The organism is Martinezella hainanensis (assembly GCF_900094555.1).
GTDB classification, from domain to species: Bacteria; Pseudomonadota; Alphaproteobacteria; order Rhizobiales; family Rhizobiaceae; genus Rhizobium; species Rhizobium hainanense.
In genome coordinates, this window is the sequence record NZ_FMAC01000003.1 from 331,852 (window position 1) to 352,059 (window position 20,208).

The window sequence follows — 20,208 nt, forward strand, 5'->3', positions numbered from 1 at the left end:
CTTTTAGGTTTGCCTAAAATTCTAACGAAGGCCTTTTTAGGTCGGCTAGGAGCTGAAAACCTGATGAAAATCTGGGAGTTGAAACGATCGGCGTTCTAGCTATGCCTGCCGCGTCGAAAGGGCCGAACGAGGAACTCGGTGAAGTTCTGCGGCTCCCGGATATTGGGTAGGCCAACATCGGGCCACTCTTTGGCCTTCGGATAATAGGCGGTCCCGAACAGAATGTCCCAAATCGCCGAACCGCTGCCGAAATTCTTGTTGAAATGTTGTCGTTCGACCGAATGGTGAATGCGGTGAAAGCGGTTGTCAGGAAAGACGTAACGGACCCAACCCAAGTTCAGGCGTGTCGAGCTATGCTCGAAATAACCTTGCCAGCGAACGAAGAACACCCAGATCCAGGGAACATAGTCCTGCTTGAAATCGAAGAGCAGCGAGACGGGAATGATCAGGAACGGAATTCTGAAGATCTCTTCGCTGAAATGGTGGTTGCTGTTGAAGGCGCTCATCTCCTCGAGCGAATGATGCTCGGCATGGAAGCGCCAGAAGAAGCTATTGCTATGCTGCAGCCTGTGGAACCAGTAGTAGAAGAACTCGCTGACCTGTAGAACGAGAAAGGAAGCGGCTATGGCACCCAACAGATGCAGCGGCCATGCATCCGAAAACTTCGAGAGGAACGTCAGGTCTATCGCAAACAGCGGCTTTATACCGATGCCTGCCCAAAGCCAGTAGAAGAGCGTCAGGCTTGCTTTGGTTATGAGGATGTTCGTCATGCAGAAGATGGCACCACGAAGTTTCGATACATAGGTATAGCGAGACTTCGGAAAGATGATTTCCGCGGTGAGCAACAGGAATGCGACCGGAAGAATGCGATCGGTATACTCCTCCACGAAATCAAGCAATTGAAGCAAATTTTCCATTGTCAATTTGCTATCCACGGAACGACGGAGGGGGCGATCTCCCTGCTTTAGCCGAGGATGATTGTCGCTTCAACTTGATGATTAAAAGTTGGTTAAAGGCATGCCGGCCGGATCGGAGAGACCTGAAACACGTTCCGGATCATGCTCGATCGCGACTCAGTCAGCCTTTTGTACTGGTGTGGACTTGGAGGGCCTGCGCGACCTGTCGCGCCATTCGAGCGGCGTCGTATCAGTGACGCGCCGGAATTCACGATTGAAGTTCGATTTGGTCTGAAAGCCGACTTCGAACATGATTTCCGTCACCGGGTCGTCGGTTTCGGCCAGCAGCGTGCAGGCCTCCGCGATCCGGTACTCGTTGACATATTGCGAGACATTCTTGCCGGTCGCGCGGTTGATGGCTGCGGAAATCTGTCGAGCCGGAATCGCGAGCTTGCGCGCCAGCCGGTCGAGATTGAGATCGACATCACGATAGGCGTGCCTGTCTTTCATCAACGCCTGCACGGCAGCGAGCGTCTGGCTGTCCTGAAGGATTTCCGGTGGCCGGACAGCCTCCACGCGATCGACGGGCGCGTGGCTGCGGCTGGCGGCGGCGGCGGCGGCGGCGAGGACGGCGAGCGCTGCGAGATTTCCGAAAGTAATAACCTTCAAGGCATATTCGCCGCCGGCCCAGGCAAGGTCCAGCCAGATGAAGATATCCACTGCCGCCGACAAGAGAAGAGCGCTAGCGGCAAAGAGAATGGCCCTATAGGTGGGGCCGGCGTTTTCGAACGGCGCGAGACGAAGCGCGTCGGTGCCTGACCGCATGAGAAGCAGGATTGCCGCGGCATAGCCGACATCGGTAAGGACGATGGCGATATCGATCGCGTCGCGCCACAACGCGATCAGCACGACAATAAGTCCGGCCGGCAGCCCATGCAGGCAGATCTGCTGAATTGGCGAAAGGGAACTCTTGCGGGCTAGCCGGGAGACGCCGAGATAGGCAAGCGGAGGTACCATCGCAGCCGCGACCGGCATGACGTACATGACAGGCTGAACTGCATAGCCCCATCGCAACCCGGAAAGCGTGGACTGAAATGCACCGAGAAGGATCAGCGCCTGGAACGGCAAATTGGGTGGGGCCTCATCGTCGCGGGTTCTGACGACCGCAAGGAGAACGATGAGCAAAATGGCAATGACGAACGGAAATGGAATGAAGAGCATTGATCGGATCATAAGGGATTGGCGGAGATATGTGTCGCCGATCATGCCGAAAGACGTCTCGCTCCGCGACCTCAATCATGTTTTAGGTCGTCAAAATGCTGGGGAGGGACACCGGTCGGAACCGGCTCCATCAATTTTCGCAGATCCGTTCAATCTCGTCAGTACGAGCTAAGACCTTGCTGCGTTGGGCAATACGCCTGGACTGACGACGTTGATCGGATATCCCGCCGCCGCTTCGCGGGAGCATTTCCATCCTCTTCTCCTATTCGCTCCAAATCCCCATGACCTCCTTTCTCGGGCGCACCGAGCAGAGGGGCAAGGCAACTTAGATGCGTTCAAAAATGGACGCAGACAGGAGGGCCGATTCTCTCTAGCGTCAGGCTCAATCGTGTATTCGGGGCACTGGCCGGCATAGGCTGGTCCCCGGAGCGCGATCCGGCAGAAGCCGCCTGCGCATGTCCGGTTGAGGCAAGCGCAAATGGATTGCCTTCAGGCTGCGCGCAAGAAATCCGGAGCGGACCCTGGTGTCATAGCCAGCAGGATGGTCTGAAACGCGGCGACTGATCAGCTATTCAATGCGGCTGTGTCGGCATTGAAGCCATGGCGACTGCAGCTCGATACTCTCGGGCGGCGAACCCATTATGCTGCTCGATTCCATGGCATTCGCGTGCTTGCGGCAGTCCCGTGGCCGGTACGGGATTCCTCTCCGGGGATAGCTTCGTCGTCCGGCAGGTCTCAGCCAAAGCGGTTGCGGCACGACCCTGTCCTTCTACCATTCAACGAGAAAAGCGATCACTATGAGATTTTAATTTCTTCGTGCATTGCGCCGAATGGAACGGCTATGCATGTCGGGTCATCTTTGCGTGACAGCCAGTTGTCAAAATTGGAGCGCGAGGATGTATTTCGAATTGAAGGATACCACAGCGGATCTTCTGGCGAAGTCTCGCCGTCATGAAGAGCTTTGTGATCTCCCGCTCGATCTGATTGCCTCTGAACATGAGGCCTATGACATCCAGACCGCGGCACAGGATGCACTCGGCTTCGAGCGCAAGGGCTATGCGATTGTCGGCACGAGCGATCTGTCGCGTCGCGCGCTCGGTCTCAAGGGGCCGATCTATTCCGAAATCCCGTCCGCCGCGCTGCAAAAGAGGGCGCAAATTTTCCGCCTGCCGCCGGGAACCATCGGAATACAATGCGAGCTCGTTTTCACGATGCTGAGGCCATTTCCGGACGAAGGCGAGCAAATCACCCTCGATAGTGTAGCCGATGCGGTCATGAGCTGCCGCCCTGCAATTGGGGTGATAGGCCGTCGGACGCGGCAGGCGTTTGCCGGTGCGAATGCTGCGATCGCGGATTTCGGCCTGCACGTCGCGACGCTTTGCGGCGACCATGCCGGAAACGTGGACATTGGCGATCTCTCGGAAATCGAGGTCACGGCTTTTCTGTTCCGGCAGACCATGCTTTCCGGCAACTCGTCGGCGATAATGGGCAATCCGCTGAATGCGGTAGCATGGCTTGCAGCGGCGCTTGCGGCAAACGGTCGGCGCCTCGAGCCAAGCGATATCGTGGCGACCGGCTCCTGCACTGCAGTCCTCCAGGTTTGTGCTGGCCAACATCTGGCCGTCGACTTCGGGCCGCTCGGCCAGGTCGAATGCGTCTTCAATTAAAATGATTAAAGAGTCGAAAGGACGGATAATGCGGCCGCAGCGGAAGCCATTCGTGGTCGAGATCAAGAAGAACAGACGCCCCCACTCAAAGTCCTCTCCTGCACAAGCGAACCGTGAAAGTCCGAGCGCGCAGAAAGCTGCTGGGGCGAATGTGGGCCTGACCCCTCAGAATAGGGATCGAGGCTGATGGTCAGTCGCAACATTCCTCACGAATATTTCCTGCTCTCAGCAACAAGGCAGGAAGGTCCGGTTGTTGGCTATGTCAACGGTAAACCGATTTCGGCTGCCGTCGTCGACAGCAATGGCAGCCGTTATCGTTTCGCCGGCATTGCCTCCCGGGATCGCCAGGGCAGGCTCGACGTCCTGTCGCTCAGGCAGGGAGAATGGATCGTTGCGCCAGATCTGGTCTATGAGGCGGCAGCCTAGCGCCGAGCCTCCCAAGTGCCCTCCAGCATCGGCTCCATGTCGAATATCTCAGCCTCTTTGGCGACTTCCGTCTGGTGGTCGGGCGTGATCTCGATCAGGATGCGTCGAGAAGAATGGAGGCCCAATACATGTCATTTCGCTACGCTTACGCGATCGGACTGCTGACTGCTCTTGCCCTGGTACCCGCCGACACCGCGCTTGCTCGCGCCACTCAACTGCAGGTCGGCGTCGGCGCGCAATACGACACCTCCCATGTCTATATCGATGCCAACAAGGTGGATGCTTTCGCCAGCAGCTTCCTGGGGACGTTCGGTGGCACCAGCACGAAGCAGGCGGTCGCCACGGTGACACCGACGCCGAGCAGCACCACATCGCAACTGCTGCAAACTCCGGTCGGCACCGTCTCGCTTTTCGGCTTCAAGACGCCGATTCCCTATCCGTTCGGTGCGGAGCGAACGGGTTACCTCGTCACCGATATGGATCAGGCGCTTGCCGCGGCCCGAGCCGCAGGCGCAGCCCTCGTCGTCGGCGTCTTCCCTGATCCGATCGGCCGTGACGCAGTCATTCAATGGCCAGGCGGCGTCAACATGCAGCTCTACTGGCATACGACCAAGCCGAATTACGCGGCTTTGGAAACCATCCCGGAGAACCGTGTCTACGTGTCCCCGGATACTGCGGACAAGTTCGCCAAGTCCTTCCTGGCTTTCTCGAAGGGCAAGGTCGTCTCTGACGACAAGAAGGCTTCTGGTGTCGAAATCGGCCGTCCCAACGACACGTTTCGACGGATCCGTATCGAGTCCATTTTCGGCAAGATGACCGTACTTGTTACGGACGGGCATCTGCCATTCCCATACGGCCATGAAACGACCGGCTATGAGGTTATGGATCTCGCCGCGACGCTTGATAAGGCCAAAGCCAATGGTGCAACCGTGCTTGCCGACCCCTACATTTCGGACAGGCGCTTGGCGGCGATGGTTGAATTTCCCGGCGGCTATGTCGCGGAGATCCATGCAGCAGCGAAATAAGCGCTACTGCCTTCCAGCATCGTCTATGGCGCGATCTCAAGCGATCAAATAGCCGCCATCGATCGGCATGGAGATGCCGTTCACCATGGCCGCAGCGTCGGAAAGCAGGAATAGGATCACCTCCGCAACCTCTGCCGGTTCGACAAAGCGGCCAGCCGGAATGCGATAGCGCATGGGTGCTGCCTTTGCGGGGTCGCTCCATGCCTTGACGGCCATCGGCGTCAGCGTCACGGTTGGATGCACGCCGTTGACGCGAATGCCCTTGGGCGCCAATTCTCTGGCCATCACGCGCGTCAGACCGTCGAGCCCTCCTTTCGATGCGCAATAGGACGCATGGTCCGGTATGCCGATGAAGGCGGCAATGGAAGAGACATTGACGATTGCGCCGGGAAGGCCTCTGCCGATCAGTGAGCGTGCGAATTCCTGGGCCACGATCATCGGGGCGCGGGTGTTGACCGCATGCAGGTGATCGAAGGCTTCGACCGTGGTCTCGAGGAATGACTGCAGCTCGGTCGTGCCTGCGCAGTTGACAAGATAATCTGCCGGAAGCGCAGCGATTGCTGCCTGCCGGGTTCCATTGGCGTCGGCAAGATCGACCTGAATAGCTTCGCAGCCCAACTCATCACGCAAGGAAGCGACGTCCACTGCGCTTCTGGTCAGCGCCACGACATGCGCGCCGCGTTTTATCAGCATCTCCGCCGTCACGCGCCCGATGCCCTTGCCTGCGCCGGTGACGATCACTCTCTTGCCTTCGAAACTCATTGGAACTTCCCTTTTCGATCTCCTGCCTGTTCCCCGATCGAAAATGCGAATGCGTCGAGGGTCAACATGAAAATGCGACATTCTATCCGAAGTGAACCGAATTTCTCCACGGGTGAAGGCATCCGCCAGCAGCGCAACTCGCTGAATTTCAAGGTGTTCGTGCTGGCGGTCCATAGTTGCCGCGTCGAAGGGTCGCGCGCGGAAGCCGCTGGAATCATGCTTGAATTCATTGCGACTTGCTGAAATCGCCATGAAGAAAAGAATGCTTCTGGTCGGACGTTCAAGGCAGCATATATGTTTCGCCAGCACTTCTTTTCGCTGGAAAACAATCAGTCTTGCGATGAGGATGGAGCGTAACGACACGCTGCCGCGGGTTGAGAACAACAGGTATCGAAAGCAGGATTGCAATGAGTTCAGTATTGGCGCCCGATCAGCTTGGCCCGACGGTCTGCGTCGGGGAAATCCTCGTGGAAATCGTCGCCACGACGGTCGGCAATGGCTTCATGGAGGCCCAGTCGCTCATCGGTCCCTTTGCCAGCGGTGCGCCGGCGATCTTCATTTCCCAATGCGGTCGGCTTGGCGGCAGCGCGGCGATGATCGGCGCCGTAGGCGCGGATGATTTCGGCCGTGTGAATCTCGAAAGACTCAAGGGCGACGGTGTCGATATCTCGGCCATATCCGTCGATCCCGATTATCCGACGGGTAGCGCCTTCGTGCGCTATCGCGAGGATGGTTCCCGTGACTTCGTCTATAATATCGCGACGTCCGCAGCCGCTCGCTTTGGCTGGAGCGAAGACGTCAGCAATCTCATCGGCCGGGCTGGGCACCTGCATGTGATGGGCTCTGCGCTATCGGTTCCAAGCGCATGTGGGGTGATCGACAAGGCAGTTGATATCGTCAAGGCTCGCGGCGGCACGCTTTCCGTTGATCCGAACATTCGCAAGGAACTCAAGCTCGACGAGGCGACTGAACGGCGATTTGCCCGGCTTGTCGCCAAGGCCGATCTGTTGCTGCCCTCAGGAGAGGAGCTCGAGCGTGCGGCCGGCGTCGAGGGCGAAGCCAACGCGATCCGCCGTCTGTTCGAAATCGGAGTCAAGGAAATCGTGCTGAAGCGTGGAGCGGATGGCGCGACCTATTACAGCAGGGAAGGCGAGAGCATCGATGCGCCGGCCTTCGTCGTCAGGGAGGTCGATCCGACCGGTGCTGGCGATTGCTTCGGCGGCGCCTACCTCACCTGCCGCCGTCTGGGCATGTCGCCGACAGACGCCCTAACCTATGCGGCCGCGGCCGGCGCGCGCAATGTCACCGTTGTTGGCCCGATGGAGGGAGCCGGCACCAGAGAACAACTCGACGCATTCATTGCAGCCACGGAAAGACGTTCCTGATGTGGACCCGTCCCCGCGAACTGGCGATGCTTGGAGGTGCAGGCCGTTCGCTGGGGACTGCTCCATAGGCCCGATAGACCTGATCGAACTGTGGATGTCGCAGACTATCCCGAGCTTCGCGAAGGATTGCCCGGTCTGCATTGCCGGCAAATGACAACTGTTTCAACCCAAGGAGGAGAAGACGATGGACGAATTGAAGGGGAAGATCGCCGCGGTGACCGGTGCGGCATCGGGGATCGGGCTGGCCTCGACGGAGGCCATGATTGCGGCTGGGGCGAAGGTCGTTCTCGTCGATCGGGATGAGAGAGCGTTGGCATCGGTGTGCGAGCGCCTAGGCGACCGAGCCGTCCCGCTTGCGGTCGATCTGCTCGATCCGGAACAATGCGCCGCACTGTTGGATGGCATTCTCGCCAAGGTCGATCACCTCGATATTCTCCACGCCAATGCCGGCACCTATATCGGCGGCGACTTGATTGAGGCCAATCTCGACGCTATAGACAGGATGCTCAACCTCAACGTCAATGTCGTCATCAAGAATGTTCGAACCGTCGCGCCGCATATGATCGAGCGCGGGACGGGCGACATCATCGTCACGAGTTCGGTCGCGGGGCATTCCGCGATCTCTTGGGAACCTGTCTATTCGCCCTCAAAATGGGCGATGACCTGCTTCGTTCAGACCATGCGGCGCCAGCTTCTGAAGAGCGGTGTTCGTGTCGGCTCTGTTTCTCCAGGTCCCGTCATCAGCGCCTTGCTCGCCGACTGGCCCGAAGAAAACCTGCGCAAGGCCAAGGAAGCCGGTGCCTTGATCGAGCCCAAGGAAGTCGCCGATGCCATCATGTTCATGTTGACGCGCCCGCGCAACGTGACCATCCGCGACGTCGTGGTTCTGCCAAGCGCCTTCGATATCTGAGGAGCAAAGCCATGGGCTATCAGGAGAAATTCAAGCTTGATGGCGAGCGCGCCGTGGTTACGGGCGGTGGCCGCGCGATCGGCCTTTGCTGCGTAGAGGCGCTGGCCGAAGCGGGTGCCGCGGTCATCGTCATCGAGCGTAGCGAGGCCGATGCACGGGAAGCCCTCGCCTTGCGGGACAAGGGCTACGACGTCGATCTGAAGATCGGCGACGTCACGGACTCCGCACGAATGGAAGCGATCGCCACGGAACTCGCCGATAGCGGCCATGCCGCGACGATCCTGGTGAACAATGCCGGGATCGGCCAGAGCGGTATTCCCTCGCAGGACGTCACCGACGCCGATTGGCTTCGGATGATGGATGTCAACGTCAACGGCGTGTTCTGGTGTTCGCGCGCCTTCGGCCGTCACATGGTTGCGGCAAGGCGCGGTGCTATCGTCAATCTCGGCTCGATGTCCGGAATCATCTGCAACCGGCCGCAACCGCAGACGCCATACAACGTTTCGAAAGCGGCGGTTCATCATCTCACGCGGTCGATGGCAGCCGAATGGGCGGAGCATGGCGTCCGGGTGAATGCCGTCGCCCCGACCTATATCGAGACGCCGATGGTGATGGCGGTCGAGGCCAATCGTGAACGCATTCCGGTCTGGCTTGCCGATACGCCGATGGGGCGGATGGGGACGCCAGAGGAAGTCGCCAGCGCGGTTCTCTTCCTCGCATCGGGCGCCGCAAGCCTGATGACGGGTGCGATCGTCAACGTGGATGCCGGCTTCACCTGCTGGTAAGCCTGTTCCGCCGGGGGAGATATCTTCGTTGCACGCGTAGCTGCTCGGCGGAGCGGGAGCTCTACGGCCCGCATTCGGCCGGCGCGCACCCTTTGCCGTCGGCTGATGCCTCAAATTCCGAGAGCCGACTGACTATATATAGCTCGATCAATGATCGCGCAGACGGGTCGAGCTTACTCAACCTTGATGTCGCAAATGATCTGGATATTTTACCAGATTAAGTAGTACGCTTTCGATACCAATACCGGTGCGGGATTCTTCGTTGCCCTCGGGCCAGGGGGTCACCCGTCAAGGAAACGATAAACAGGTAGTTGTCATGTTCCTAGAAGCAGCTCTTTCTCGCTTGATCAAAATCGGAACGCTTACGGTCATTTTTCCGGATGGTTCCACGCGCAGTTTCGGTACGGGGTCGGAACCGCGGGCAACGATGAAAATCAATACCGCCCGTGCAAAACGCCGTCTGCTCCTGAACCCGGCTCTGGCGCTGGGTGAGGCCTATATGGACGGCGAAATCGAGCCGGCATCCGGCGATCTCTATGAAATGACGGACTTGCTTGTCCTCAACATGATGGAAGGAGGGAGCCATCCTTTCGAAAAGCTGATGGAAAAAGTCCGCTGGCTGCGTCGAAATTTTGATCAATTGAATTTTGCCGGTCGCTCGAAGCGCAATGTCGCGCATCATTACGATCTCGACGCGCGGCTCTATTCGCTGATGCTGGATGACGACAGGCAATATTCCTGTGCCTATTTTCCCATCGGCGACGAGACGCTGGAGGAGGCGCAGCTCAAGAAGAAGCGGCATATCGCATCGAAGCTGATGCTCGATCGTCCGGGGCTCGAGGTTCTGGATATCGGCTGCGGATGGGGCGGCATGGCGCTCTATCTTGCCAAGGAGTTCGGGGCGAAGGTGACCGGCCTCACTCTTTCGGAAGAGCAATTGCTGGCCGCAAAAGCCCGCGCAAAAGATGCGGGTCTGGAGCATATGGTCACGTTCGAGTTGCTGGATTATCGCTCCTGGACGCGTCCGGTCGACCGCGTCGTCTCGGTCGGCATGTTCGAGCATGTGGGCATCAACCACTACAAGACCTTCTTCGACAAGATCCGCTCCGTGCTCAAGGAAGACGGCGTCGCGCTGATCCACGCAATCGGCCGGGCCGATGGTCCTGGCAGCACGAATCCGTGGATTGCCAAATATATCTTCCCCGGCGGCTATTCGCCGGCGGCCTCCGAAGTTCTGTCCGTGGTTGAGAAATCCGGTCTCTGGGCGACCGACATCGAAATCCTGCGCCTGCATTATGCCAAGACGCTCGAGCAGTGGCGGAACCGCTTTATGAAGAACAGAGCCACCCTGGCAAAGCTCTATGACGAGCGGTTCTGTCGGATGTTTGAATTCTACCTGATCGGCTCCGAACTCGCCTTCCGGCGCATGGGGCACATGAACTGGCAATTGCAGCTGACGAAGAACGTCTCCGCCCTGCCGCTGGCACGTGACTACATGGTCGATATCGAACGGGCACGAGCTGCCATTGCCGAGCAGGGGAAGGTGGAACCGATCGAAGCCGCCAGCGCGCGCGCAAGACGAGATCTGACCTTGCATGACGAGCGCAAATCCCGTCAGCAAAATCAGCCTGGTACAGAGTCCTCGCGGAACCTCTAGAAACCGCTTGCGGCTTGGCATGACGGCGTGGCTCGAATATCGAGTGTGTCGTCTTGCCGGGCCACTCCTTCGGTGGCTAGCCGGTATATATCGCAGCCTCGGGCGAGTGGATGCCGGCCTACAATCAGAGCGCTTGAACCTCGGTGTCGCCGCGAGCGCTCGATGCGCTCGCTGAAATGCAAGATCTCTGTGGCTTTCCGCCCACACTCGTCGATTGAGTTTGCATGGTCATGGTATTGGCGAACTTGTCATCGTAGGTCCCGAGTGGCTATGAGGTCATCACCACTTAATGATTAGACATGTCGCCTCTTTTGGCCTCATCGGTCGAAGGCGCGATATCAATGTGCGAGGTCTGTTAGGATAGGAATGCGCTCAACCAAGAATGAAAAGACTCTCTCCCGGCGCGCTTTCATGCTGGGGTCGATTTCTGTGACCGCAGCGCTTGCGGGCTGTGCCACCACGGCCCCGGTTCCAACTCCCATTGCAGCTCCGGTTCGTGTGCCGCCCGTCGTTCCCGTGGCGTCAGAACCTCAGAGCGTCATCGCGCCGGATCCCGAGCTTGAGGCCCGCTATGCCTCCGTGGTCGATGGCGGTCATGTCATTCCGGCGGTTCCCTATCGCAAGCTGGACCCGAAGTTTTATCGGCAGCGCGTTCCCGATCCGACCGGCGAAGCGCCGGGCACCGTCGTCGTGGATACGGTGTCGAGATTTCTCTATGTCGTGGAGCGTGGTGGCACGGCCATGCGCTATGGCGTCGGCATTGGCCGCGACGGTTTTGCATGGCAGGGCGAAGGGATCATCCATTGGCGCCAGCATTGGCCACGCTGGAAGCCGCCGGGAGACATGATCGCTCGCAAGCCGGAACTCGCGAAATATTCAGTTGCCAATGGTGGTATGGACCCGGGTATCAAGAACCCTTTGGGTGCCCGCGCGCTTTACATCTTCCAGAACGGCAAGGATACGCTTTACCGTCTGCATGGGTCGCCGGAATGGCGCTCGATCGGCAAGGCGGCGTCATCAGGCTGCGTTCGCCTGGTCAATCAGGATGTCATCGATCTTTATGAACGCATTCCCTATCATGCGCGGATCGTCGTTCACCAGTCGCCGCTGCAAAGCAAAGGCGTTTCTGCCTGAGTAAGCGGCTCCCCTCGAAAAGGGGAGCCACGTCTTCGGTTGATGGAGGGCGGCGCAGGATATCTGTGCCAATCAGCGATCAGGGCAGGAGGCTGCGCTGCTGGCTTTGACGCTGTGCTTCCTGGGCGGCCTTGAGCTGTGCCTTCGTATACATCAGCGCATGTTCGGCAAGGTCGCGGCCATCGTCCCACAGATTGCGCCAGATGCCGAGAATACCCTCGAGCGGCTGGCCGACGACTCGCGACGAGAAGGATTCGAACGTGATCGGTCCTTTGTAGCCGGAGCGGACGAGGGCTCTGAAGACGCCAGCAAGGTCGATCGTTCCCGAACCCATATAACCGCGATGGGAATCGCCGGTGTGGAAATAGCCGAGATAGTCGCCGGTTTCGAGAATGGCGGCCTGAATATCGGATTCCTCGATGTTCATATGGTAGACGTCGAGATGCACCTTCACGTTCGGCATGCCGATGCGCTTGCACATCTCGACGGCCTGAGCGGCGGTATTCAGCACGTTGGATTCATAGCGATTGACCACTTCCAGAACGAGCGTGATGTCGCTTTTGGCCGCCGTCTCGGCTACCTGGCGCAGGATATCGACGGATTGTGCGACCCCTGCTGCCGTCGTCGGCTCGGTATATTTGCCGAAAGCGGAATGCAGGATGCCGCCGATATATTCGCCGCCGCAATCGCGGCAAACGGCGATCGCCTGCTCCAGCTTCGCCTTGCCACGCCGACCCTTTTCCCTGTCGCCGCTTGAGATGTCGGTGTCGAAATCGAGACCGAGCGAGAAGTTGATGCCGATGCCGTTCTTTTCGAGCTGGCGGCGGGTGAATTCCGGATCGATCAGGCTTGGGTCCAGCGCCGGTGCCTCGATGAAATCATAGCCGACCTCGGCGCTGCTTGCGATTGCGCGGGCGCATTCGTCGCGGCTCCAGCCTGCCTCCCAGACCAGCGCGTGAACTCCCAGCTTGTTCATGATCGTCCTCCCGGTTTCGTGGATGCAAAAATAGTTGCTGCAGTGCAAAAGACATGAATCGTTTTATACTTGTAAACACTCACGTTGACACCGCACATATACAGGTATAGCCTACAATAAAACGTTTCACCAGAATTTTCGTAGTATCAATCTGAGATTGTTGAGGGGAGGGCAAAATGTCGAAATCGCGAACCCCTTCCATCAAGATGGTGGCCGATAGAGCCGGCGTTTCGGTTGCAACCGTCTCGAATGTCCTGAACGGCAAGCCAACGGTCTCTCCGGATTTCGCCAAGCGTGTGAATGACGCGGTGCGCGAGCTCGGCTATGTCGTCGATCTCGGCGCGTCCCGGCTGCGCTCGCGCAAGGCGCAGCTGGCGGGTGTCGTGGTGCCCGATCTCACTAATCCGATGTTCGCCTCCTTTGTTTCCACGCTGGAGCATCTGGCACGTCTCGACGATTACGATCTGGTGGTCGTCTCCGCGCGCAACAATGCCGAGGAGGAGGCAGATCGGCTGCGCAAGATCCGCTCGTGGCGTCCGGCCGGCCTGATCGTCATTCCCTGTGATGGCGCCATTGCCGAGCGTTTGCCGAATGGTTTTTTCGCTCCGGTCGTCCTTGCCGACCGCATACCAGATGCGGCCGGCTTCGATCTGATCGCCGTCGACAATGGCCCGGCCGCCGGCGCGATCGCTGCCCATCTCGACAGGCAGGGCTATGGTGATTGTCTGGTTCTTGGCAGCAGCCTGTCGATCACCAATGTTCGAGAACGCTGGGAAGGCGTGCGAGCTGCGGCCGGGCGCATGCATGTCGAAATGCTGGAAATCGGCATTGATGATGCCAATGGCGCGCAGCGCCTCGAGGAGCGGCTGCGCCACCGCCCGTTGCCGGGCGCGTTGTTTTCGCTTGACCACGGCACCACGCTTCTAACCTACCGCACTATGGCTGAGATCGGGCTTTCCGTGCCCGGCGATCTCGCCTTCGCGAGCTTTGACGAGATGGAATGGATGCGGCTGGTCGCACCCGGCATTACCGCCGTGCGCCAGCCTGTCGAGGAAATGGCCGAGCAGGCCTGGGCGCTGCTGTTGCGACGCATGACTGGCTCCGGAGGAAAGCCGGTTACGCGACGCCTGCGCTGCGCTGTCGAGATCCGTGGTTCGACGCCGCGGAGCCCGCTTGAGGAGGCGGGTAATACGAAACTGGGAGGAGAAAAATGGAAGTTACAAGACGAACCATACTCGCCGGAATAGGCGGCGCTGTCGTCGCCGGAACTCTTGGCGGCACAATCGGTGTGGCGCAGGCGGCCGAACCGCAGGTCGGCGTCGTGGTCAAGATCGGCGGTATTCCATGGTTCAATGCCATGGAAGTCGGCATCAAGAAGGCGGCGCCGGAATATAAGGCCAATGCCTGGATGGTCGGGCCAACGCAGGCCGATGCCGCCCAGCAGGTGCGCGCCATCGAAGACCTGATCGCCCGCAAGGTCGCCGTCATCGGCATCGTGCCGAACGATTCCGCCGCTCTCGATCCCGTTCTTGGCCGCGCTCGTGCCGCGGGCATCAAGGTGCTCGCCCATGAAGGCCCGAACCAGAAGGAGGCCGATTGGGACTTCGAGCTGACGACCATCGAAGGCTACGGTCAGGCCCATATGGACCTGCTCGCCAAGCAGATGGGCGAGGAAGGCAAATACATCGTCTATGTCGGCTCGCTGACGGTGCCGCTGCATAATGCCTGGGCAGATGCGGCGATCGCCTATCAGAAGCAGAAATATCCTAAGATGGAGATGCTCGGCGACCGCTTCGGCGTGGCCGAGAGCCTGGATGACAGCATCAAGACCACGCAGGATCAGCTTCGAGCCCATCCGGATCTCAAGGGTATCCTGACATTCGGATCGCAAGGCCCGATCGGCGCAGCCCGTGTGCTTGATGATCGTGAAAAGGCGAAATCGATCGCACTGGTCGGCGGCTTCTCGCCGGGCCAGGGCGCCAAATACGTCAAGTCCGGCACGATCCGCGGCGGCTTCATCTGGAATCCGATGACGGCAGGCGAGATTTTCGTGCAGCTCGCCTCCATCCTGGCGGCGGGCAAGGAGCCGACCGACAATATGGAGCTGACCGGTGTCGGAAAGGTTCGCGTCTATCCGGACAAGAAGCTCATTCAGGCCCAGAAACTGGAGTCGCTCGATAAGGAGAATATCGACCGGCTGGTGGCGCTCGGCCTTTAGAGCATTTCCAGGAAAAGTGCGTAGCGGTTTTCCGTCCGGAATGCGGACGGAACCAAGAGGATAGAGCCTTTCCGCGATTCGGAGAAAAGCGGAAAAGCTCTGACTGTTCCTCCCGAGGGCCGGCGGCAGGCTTGAATGCCGCCGCCGGCCGACCCATGGCAATCGGAGTGGATCGATGAGCGATGACGTTTCGTTTCTGCGTCTGACCGGCTTGTCCAAGCGGTTCGGCGGCGTGCGTGCATTGGAGGAGATCGACTGGGATGTGCGGCCCGGCGAGATCCATTGCCTCGTTGGTGAAAATGGTTGCGGCAAGTCGACCCTTATCAAGACGGTAGCAGGGGTGCACCCGCCGTCGGCCGGTATGATCGAGATCGAGGGTAAGTCGGTCCTTCCGCTTGATCCCGCCCGCGCAAAAGCCCTTGGAATTCAGGTTATTTTCCAGGATCTTTCACTGTTTCCCAACCTGTCCGTAGCCGAAAACATCGCCATCGAAAGCCATCTCGACCGGCTCGTAAAACCGGTCAAGTGGAAGCAGATGCGCGAGAAGGCAAGCGCTGTCCTTGCAAGGCTCGGATTTGCGCTTGATCTCGATCTCGTGGTTTCCGATCTCTCCGTTGCTGAGCGCCAGATTGTGGCGATCGCCCGCGGTCTGGCAGCCGCGGCACGGCTGATTTTCATGGACGAACCGACGGCATCGCTGACGCGGACCGAGGTCGACCGTCTTTTGGGGATTGTCGGACGATTGAAGGCGGATGGTATCGCCGTCGTCTTCGTCTCCCACCGGCTCGACGAAGTCGTAGAGATCGCCGAGCGCGTCACTGTCATGCGCGACGGCCGCAAGGTCGGCACCTGGCCCGCCGATCAGATGAACGAAAAGAAGATCGCTCATCTGATGACGGGGCTCGACATCGATCACGCGATTGTCGCGCGCGATATGGGTGAGGCGGCACCTGTTCTGGAGGTTCGCGGTCTGTCGCGCCGCGGCGAGTTTGCCGACGTCGACTTCACGCTGCATCGCGGCGAGGTGCTTGGCATCTCCGGCCTGCTGGGATCGGGTCGCACCGAACTCGCCCTGACGCTGTTCGGCATGCACCGCGCCGAGAGCGGCAGCATCCGCCTGGAGGGCGGGGAGCTTGGGCTCCGTTCCAATCGCGATGCCGTGCGCGCCGGCATAGCCTATGTTTCCGAGGATCGCCTGAGCCTTGGCGTCATCCTGCAGCAGTCGATCGGCGACAACATCATACTCGCCGTCATGAAGGGCATGGCAAACCGTCTCGGGCTCATTCCCGGCAAGACGCGCGGGCAGCTTGCCGATGACTGGATCAAGCGGCTCGCCATCAAGGTTCCCTCAGCCGATCACGCCGTGCAGACGCTTTCGGGCGGCAATCAGCAGCGTGTCGTGCTGGCGAAATGGCTCGCGACACGGCCGAAGGTGTTGATCCTCGATTCGCCAACCGTCGGCGTCGATATCAAGAACAAGCAGGGCATTTACGATGTGGTGGCCGATCTGGCGCGCCAAGGCGTCGCCATCATCCTCATCTCCGACGAAGTCTCGGAACTCTTTGCGACCTGCGACCGTATCCTCCACATGCGCGCCGGCCGCATCGTCGGCGAAGCCGTGCCCGGCGCAGTCAGTGAGGCCAATATGAAGGAGCGCATCTATGCGTGAGCACAGCCAAATGGCCGGACCATCCTTTGCCGCGCAATTGAAGCGACGTCCCGAAGCTTGGCTTCTAGCTGTTATTGCCGCGGTCGTAATCTTGTTTTCCCTGACCGCGCGCGATTTCCTGACGCTCGCCAATATCATCGATCTGCTCGAGACCTATTCTGTGCAGGCGATCATGGCGATGGGCCTCTTCGTGGTGCTGGTTTCGGGCGGCATCGACATATCCTTTGCCGCCACCGCTTCCGTCGCGCAATATTGCGCGGCGCTGCTCGCGACGCAGTTCGGCTTTTCGGCGCCAGCCGTCATTGGCTACGGCCTTGCGATCGGTGTCGGTCTCGGTTGCCTCAATGCACTGCTGGTTCATTATGTGCGCATCACCTCGATCATCGCGACGATCGCCATGATGAGCGTCAGCTTCTCGCTGCTGATGTATTTCTCCGGCGGCAAGTCGATCTACACATTGCCGGATTGGTGGACGAACCGCGTCGTCTTCTGGCGCATGGAAACGGCATCGGGCGATATCGTCCGTGTGACGCTGCCTATCGTCGCCATGGTGGTGGTGACGCTGTTCACCTGGGCATGGATGACGCGGTCTTCCGTCGGGCGGCAGCTTTATGCGATGGGCGGCAATGCGGAGGCGGCACGGCGCATCGGCATGAATATTGGCCGTCTGCAATTCGTCGCCTATGGCTATCTTGGGCTGATGGCGGCGATCGCCGGCCTGCTGCAGGCCCACCGGGTCGGCGAGAGCGTGCCCAATGCCATGTACAATACCGAACTTGCGGTACTGTCCGCCGCGGTGCTTGGCGGCGCCAGCCTGACGGGCGGCATCGGCACCGTGCCTGGCGTATTGCTCGGCATCGTGCTTCTGGCGGTCCTGCAGAACGGGCTCAACCTGCTTGGCGTCTCCTCTTATTTCTTCCAGATCGTCATCGGGATCACCATCCTGGTTTCGACCTCGATCACCGTGATCAGCTCGCGACCCGGTCGCCGCCATCGTATTATCGCCGGAGCGTCGTCCAATGGCTGAACCTCCAGTTCTCTATAACATCAATAACAGCCTGGCGGATCTAATGACGCGTATGCGGACAGGCATTCCCGGAGCACATGCCGGGCTTGTCGTCCTGCTGATCCTTCTGGTTGCCGGCTTCTCTCTGTTCATTCCGAATTTTGCCTCGGTTGGCACGCTGCAATCCTTCATGTATCAGCTGCCGCTGCTTGGCCTTCTGTCTCTGGCGATGATGGCGCCGCTGATAACGGGCGGGCTCAATCTGGCGATCATCGCAACGACGAACCAATGCGCGCTGCTGATGGCCTTCATCATGCAGAGTCTGATCACGCCCGACACTGGCGTCGGTACGGCATTCGCCGTCATAGTACTGGCGCTCGTCGCCGGCCTTGCGCTCTGCCTGCTCATCGGCCTCATCACCGGTACGCTCATCGCCTATACCGGCGTCCATCCGATCCTCATCACGCTCGGCACGAAATCGCTGATCGACGGCATCAGCATCTATCTCACGCGTGGCATGGCACTTTCGGGCATACCGGACGGCTTCAGCCGCATCGGGACGACCACCATTGTCGGCGTGCCGCTGATCTTCCTGCTGCTGATTGTGGTGGCCGTCATCGTCAGCCTCATATTGCGTCGCACCGCCTTTGGCGTCGCCTGCGCCATGATTGGCTCGAATATCGAGGCGGCACGCTATTCGGCGATAGATACGCGCCGGGTACTGGTCGGCGTCTATGTCATGTCGAGCCTGATCTGCTTCTTTTCGGCACTGGTCATGCTGGCGACCTTCAACTCGGCGAGCGCGGATTACGCGCAATCCTATCTGCTGGTGACGATCCTTGCGGCTGTTCTCGGCGGTGTCGATCCGTTCGGCGGCTTCGGCACGGCGGGCGGATTGATGCTGGCGCTGGCGATCCTGCAGGTCATCTCCTCGGGCTTCAACCAGTTCGGCCTCAGCAACTATCTGACGGTCGCGATATGGGGCGGCATTCTCATCTTCGTCGCTGCGATACAGACGGCGCGGCCCTACCTGATGTGGCTGCTGCCAGCACGTTTCTTCGGTCCAAAATGAGCATTGTTGCGGTTTTCGATATCGGCAAGACCAATGTGAAGCTGTCGGCGGCCAGCGATGACGGCCATGTGCTGGAAACGCTGTCGACGCCGAACATCGTCAAGGATGGTCCGCCCTATCGTCATCATGATCTTGTCGAGCTGGAAGCCTGGCTCATCGATAGCCTGACGGCATTGGGCAAGCGACACGATATAGGCGCGATCGTCACCTGCGCGCATGGATCCGGCGGCGTGCTGGTCGACGGACAGGGCGCGGCAATGCCGATGATCGACTATGAGCAGCCGATCCCCGCCGATGTCGATGCGCGCTACAGGGCAATTGTCGGCTCGTACCGCGAAAGGGCAAGCGCTATCATGCTGGGCGCAGCGCACCTTGCCAGGCAGATGCTGTGGCAGGAAATGCACTGGCCGGAGACCTTTGCGGCGGCCAGCGCCTATCTGGCCACTCCGCAATATTGGGCTTTCCGCCTGTCCGGCGTGCTGGCGGGCGAAGTGACGAGCCTGGCGGCGCAGTCGCATCTGTGGGCATCGGCAGACGGCCGGCCTGCCGCGCTCGTCGCAAGCCGCGGATGGCAGCGTCTCATGCCGCCGATGCGGCGCGCATGGGAAACGCTTGGTCCGCTGAAGCCGGAGCTTGCCAGGCGGTGCGGTCTGAAGGCGACGACGCGTATCCTGTGCGGCGTGCACGACTCCTCGGCCAATCTCTATCGCTATCAGGCGGCAGATCTCTCCGATTTTACCGTCGTCTCGACAGGGACTTGGATCGTTGCGCTCAGCGATCGCAATGGCGTCGATTTCAGCGTCGAACAACCCGGCCATTCCTGCAATGCCGATGTCTTCGGCAATCCGACACCCGGCATGCTGACCATGGGTGGTCGGGAGTTTTCCTCAGTCGCAGCAAAGGCCTCCGGCCCGGCCTCGTTGCAGGCGCTTCGGATGATCGTTGAGTCTGGTACTTTTGCGCTGCCGACATTCGGCTCGGATGATGGGCTCTTTCCCGGCACGGCCCGTCGTGGTCGTCTCGAAGGTCCGCACGCGGAGGAGGAAAGTGTCCGGTTCACACTTGCGGTACTTTATTCGGCGCTGCTGACTGTCGCCTGCATCCGCGATCTCCCGCCGGCGAGAACGGTGGTGCTGGACGGCAATTTCGTCGTCGATCCGCTCTATGGCGCTATCGTCGCGGCCTTGCTGCCCGACCGACGCGTGCTCGTCAGCCGCAGCACCACCGGAACGGCGACGGGCGCGGCCATGCTGGCCGCCCACGAAAGCCGTGCTTCGCCTGCAGCGCTGGCGGCCAAAGCCCCTGATATCTCTGGCCTTCCCGAGCTTTCATCTTACCAGCAACGCTGGCAAACCCTGATCAAGACAATGGAGTGATATCGTGACGACTTATGACGACA

Annotated in this window: 18 protein-coding genes; 14 read left to right on the forward strand and 4 right to left on the reverse strand. The window is 59.6% G+C overall.

Translation table 11 applies throughout. From position 1 onward, the window contains the following. Positions 1-95: 95 nt before the first annotated feature. Complete coding sequence (locus GA0061100_RS12130; protein WP_075852948.1) at positions 96-917, reverse strand: sterol desaturase family protein; 822 nt, start codon at positions 915-917, stop codon at positions 96-98. A gap of 156 nt (positions 918-1,073) precedes the next feature. Further along, on the reverse strand, positions 1,074-2,117 hold the full coding sequence (locus tag GA0061100_RS12135; protein WP_075853257.1) for a helix-turn-helix domain-containing protein: 1,044 nt from the start codon (positions 2,115-2,117) through the stop codon (positions 1,074-1,076). 896 nt (positions 2,118-3,013) lie between these two features. On the opposite strand from GA0061100_RS12135, the gene GA0061100_RS12140 reads away from it, so the two are divergent. The 3 genes from GA0061100_RS12140 (at position 3,014) to GA0061100_RS12150 (ending at position 5,235) form a co-directional block, all read left to right on the forward strand. Further along, positions 3,014-3,784, forward strand: coding sequence for a hydratase (locus GA0061100_RS12140; protein WP_075852949.1), 771 nt, complete (start codon positions 3,014-3,016; stop codon positions 3,782-3,784). A 186-nt stretch (positions 3,785-3,970) separates the two neighbouring features. Then, the gene (locus tag GA0061100_RS12145; protein ID WP_075852950.1) at positions 3,971-4,210 is read left to right on the forward strand and encodes a hypothetical protein; all 240 of its coding nucleotides are present in this window, start codon (positions 3,971-3,973) and stop codon (positions 4,208-4,210) included. A gap of 128 nt (positions 4,211-4,338) precedes the next feature. Beyond that, on the forward strand, positions 4,339-5,235 hold the full coding sequence (locus GA0061100_RS12150; RefSeq protein ID WP_075852951.1) for a glyoxalase: 897 nt from the start codon (positions 4,339-4,341) through the stop codon (positions 5,233-5,235). A gap of 36 nt (positions 5,236-5,271) precedes the next feature. On the opposite strand, the gene GA0061100_RS12155 is transcribed toward GA0061100_RS12150, so the two are convergent. Beyond that, a complete protein-coding gene (locus GA0061100_RS12155; RefSeq protein ID WP_075852952.1) occupies positions 5,272-5,997 on the reverse strand; it encodes an SDR family oxidoreductase in 726 nt (241 codons plus the stop codon). Positions 5,998-6,404: 407 nt separating this feature from the next. On the opposite strand from GA0061100_RS12155, the gene GA0061100_RS12160 reads away from it, so the two are divergent. The 5 genes from GA0061100_RS12160 to GA0061100_RS12180 all read left to right on the forward strand — a co-directional run bounded on the left by GA0061100_RS12160 (position 6,405) and on the right by GA0061100_RS12180 (position 11,868). After that, entirely contained in the window at positions 6,405-7,382 is a 978-nt protein-coding gene (locus GA0061100_RS12160) for a tagatose kinase (RefSeq protein WP_075852953.1), read from the forward strand. 184 nt (positions 7,383-7,566) lie between these two features. Continuing rightward, positions 7,567-8,292 (forward strand): SDR family oxidoreductase, encoded by a 726-nt coding sequence (locus tag GA0061100_RS12165; RefSeq protein ID WP_075852954.1) that lies wholly within the window; start codon positions 7,567-7,569, stop codon positions 8,290-8,292. Between the two features lie 11 nt (positions 8,293-8,303). Beyond that, positions 8,304-9,077 carry an SDR family NAD(P)-dependent oxidoreductase gene (locus tag GA0061100_RS12170; RefSeq protein WP_075852955.1) on the forward strand — a complete coding sequence of 258 codons (774 nt, stop codon included), beginning with the start codon at positions 8,304-8,306 and terminating at the stop codon, positions 9,075-9,077. Between the two features lie 316 nt (positions 9,078-9,393). Beyond that, the gene (locus GA0061100_RS12175) at positions 9,394-10,734 is read left to right on the forward strand and encodes an SAM-dependent methyltransferase (RefSeq protein WP_075852956.1); all 1,341 of its coding nucleotides are present in this window, start codon (positions 9,394-9,396) and stop codon (positions 10,732-10,734) included. Positions 10,735-11,145: 411 nt separating this feature from the next. After that, positions 11,146-11,868 carry a L,D-transpeptidase gene (locus GA0061100_RS12180; protein ID WP_425298678.1) on the forward strand — a complete coding sequence of 241 codons (723 nt, stop codon included), beginning with the start codon at positions 11,146-11,148 and terminating at the stop codon, positions 11,866-11,868. A gap of 79 nt (positions 11,869-11,947) precedes the next feature. Here the strand turns inward: GA0061100_RS12180 and GA0061100_RS12185 are convergent, their stop codons facing one another. Further along, positions 11,948-12,844 (reverse strand): sugar phosphate isomerase/epimerase family protein, encoded by an 897-nt coding sequence (locus GA0061100_RS12185; RefSeq protein ID WP_075852958.1) that lies wholly within the window; start codon positions 12,842-12,844, stop codon positions 11,948-11,950. Between the two features lie 176 nt (positions 12,845-13,020). Between GA0061100_RS12185 and GA0061100_RS12190 the strand changes: the two genes are divergently transcribed. From GA0061100_RS12190 to GA0061100_RS12215, 6 genes are all read left to right on the forward strand, one after another. Further along, complete coding sequence (locus GA0061100_RS12190; protein WP_075852959.1) at positions 13,021-14,091, forward strand: LacI family DNA-binding transcriptional regulator; 1,071 nt, start codon at positions 13,021-13,023, stop codon at positions 14,089-14,091. Next, the gene (locus GA0061100_RS12195; protein WP_075852960.1) at positions 14,055-15,062 is read left to right on the forward strand and encodes a substrate-binding domain-containing protein; all 1,008 of its coding nucleotides are present in this window, start codon (positions 14,055-14,057) and stop codon (positions 15,060-15,062) included. Before GA0061100_RS12190 ends, GA0061100_RS12195 begins: the two co-directional genes overlap by 37 nt. A gap of 175 nt (positions 15,063-15,237) precedes the next feature. Beyond that, positions 15,238-16,731, forward strand: a complete 1,494-nt coding sequence (locus GA0061100_RS12200; protein ID WP_075852961.1) for a sugar ABC transporter ATP-binding protein — start codon at positions 15,238-15,240, stop codon at positions 16,729-16,731. Next, the gene (locus GA0061100_RS12205; RefSeq protein ID WP_244557815.1) at positions 16,724-17,758 is read left to right on the forward strand and encodes an ABC transporter permease; all 1,035 of its coding nucleotides are present in this window, start codon (positions 16,724-16,726) and stop codon (positions 17,756-17,758) included. Before GA0061100_RS12200 ends, GA0061100_RS12205 begins: the two co-directional genes overlap by 8 nt. Beyond that, positions 17,751-18,809, forward strand: coding sequence for an ABC transporter permease (locus tag GA0061100_RS12210; RefSeq protein WP_075852962.1), 1,059 nt, complete (start codon positions 17,751-17,753; stop codon positions 18,807-18,809). The genes GA0061100_RS12205 and GA0061100_RS12210 overlap by 8 nt, the downstream gene beginning before the upstream one ends. After that, positions 18,806-20,185 (forward strand): FGGY-family carbohydrate kinase, encoded by a 1,380-nt coding sequence (locus tag GA0061100_RS12215; RefSeq protein ID WP_075852963.1) that lies wholly within the window; start codon positions 18,806-18,808, stop codon positions 20,183-20,185. Before GA0061100_RS12210 ends, GA0061100_RS12215 begins: the two co-directional genes overlap by 4 nt. Positions 20,186-20,208: the final 23 nt, after the last annotated feature.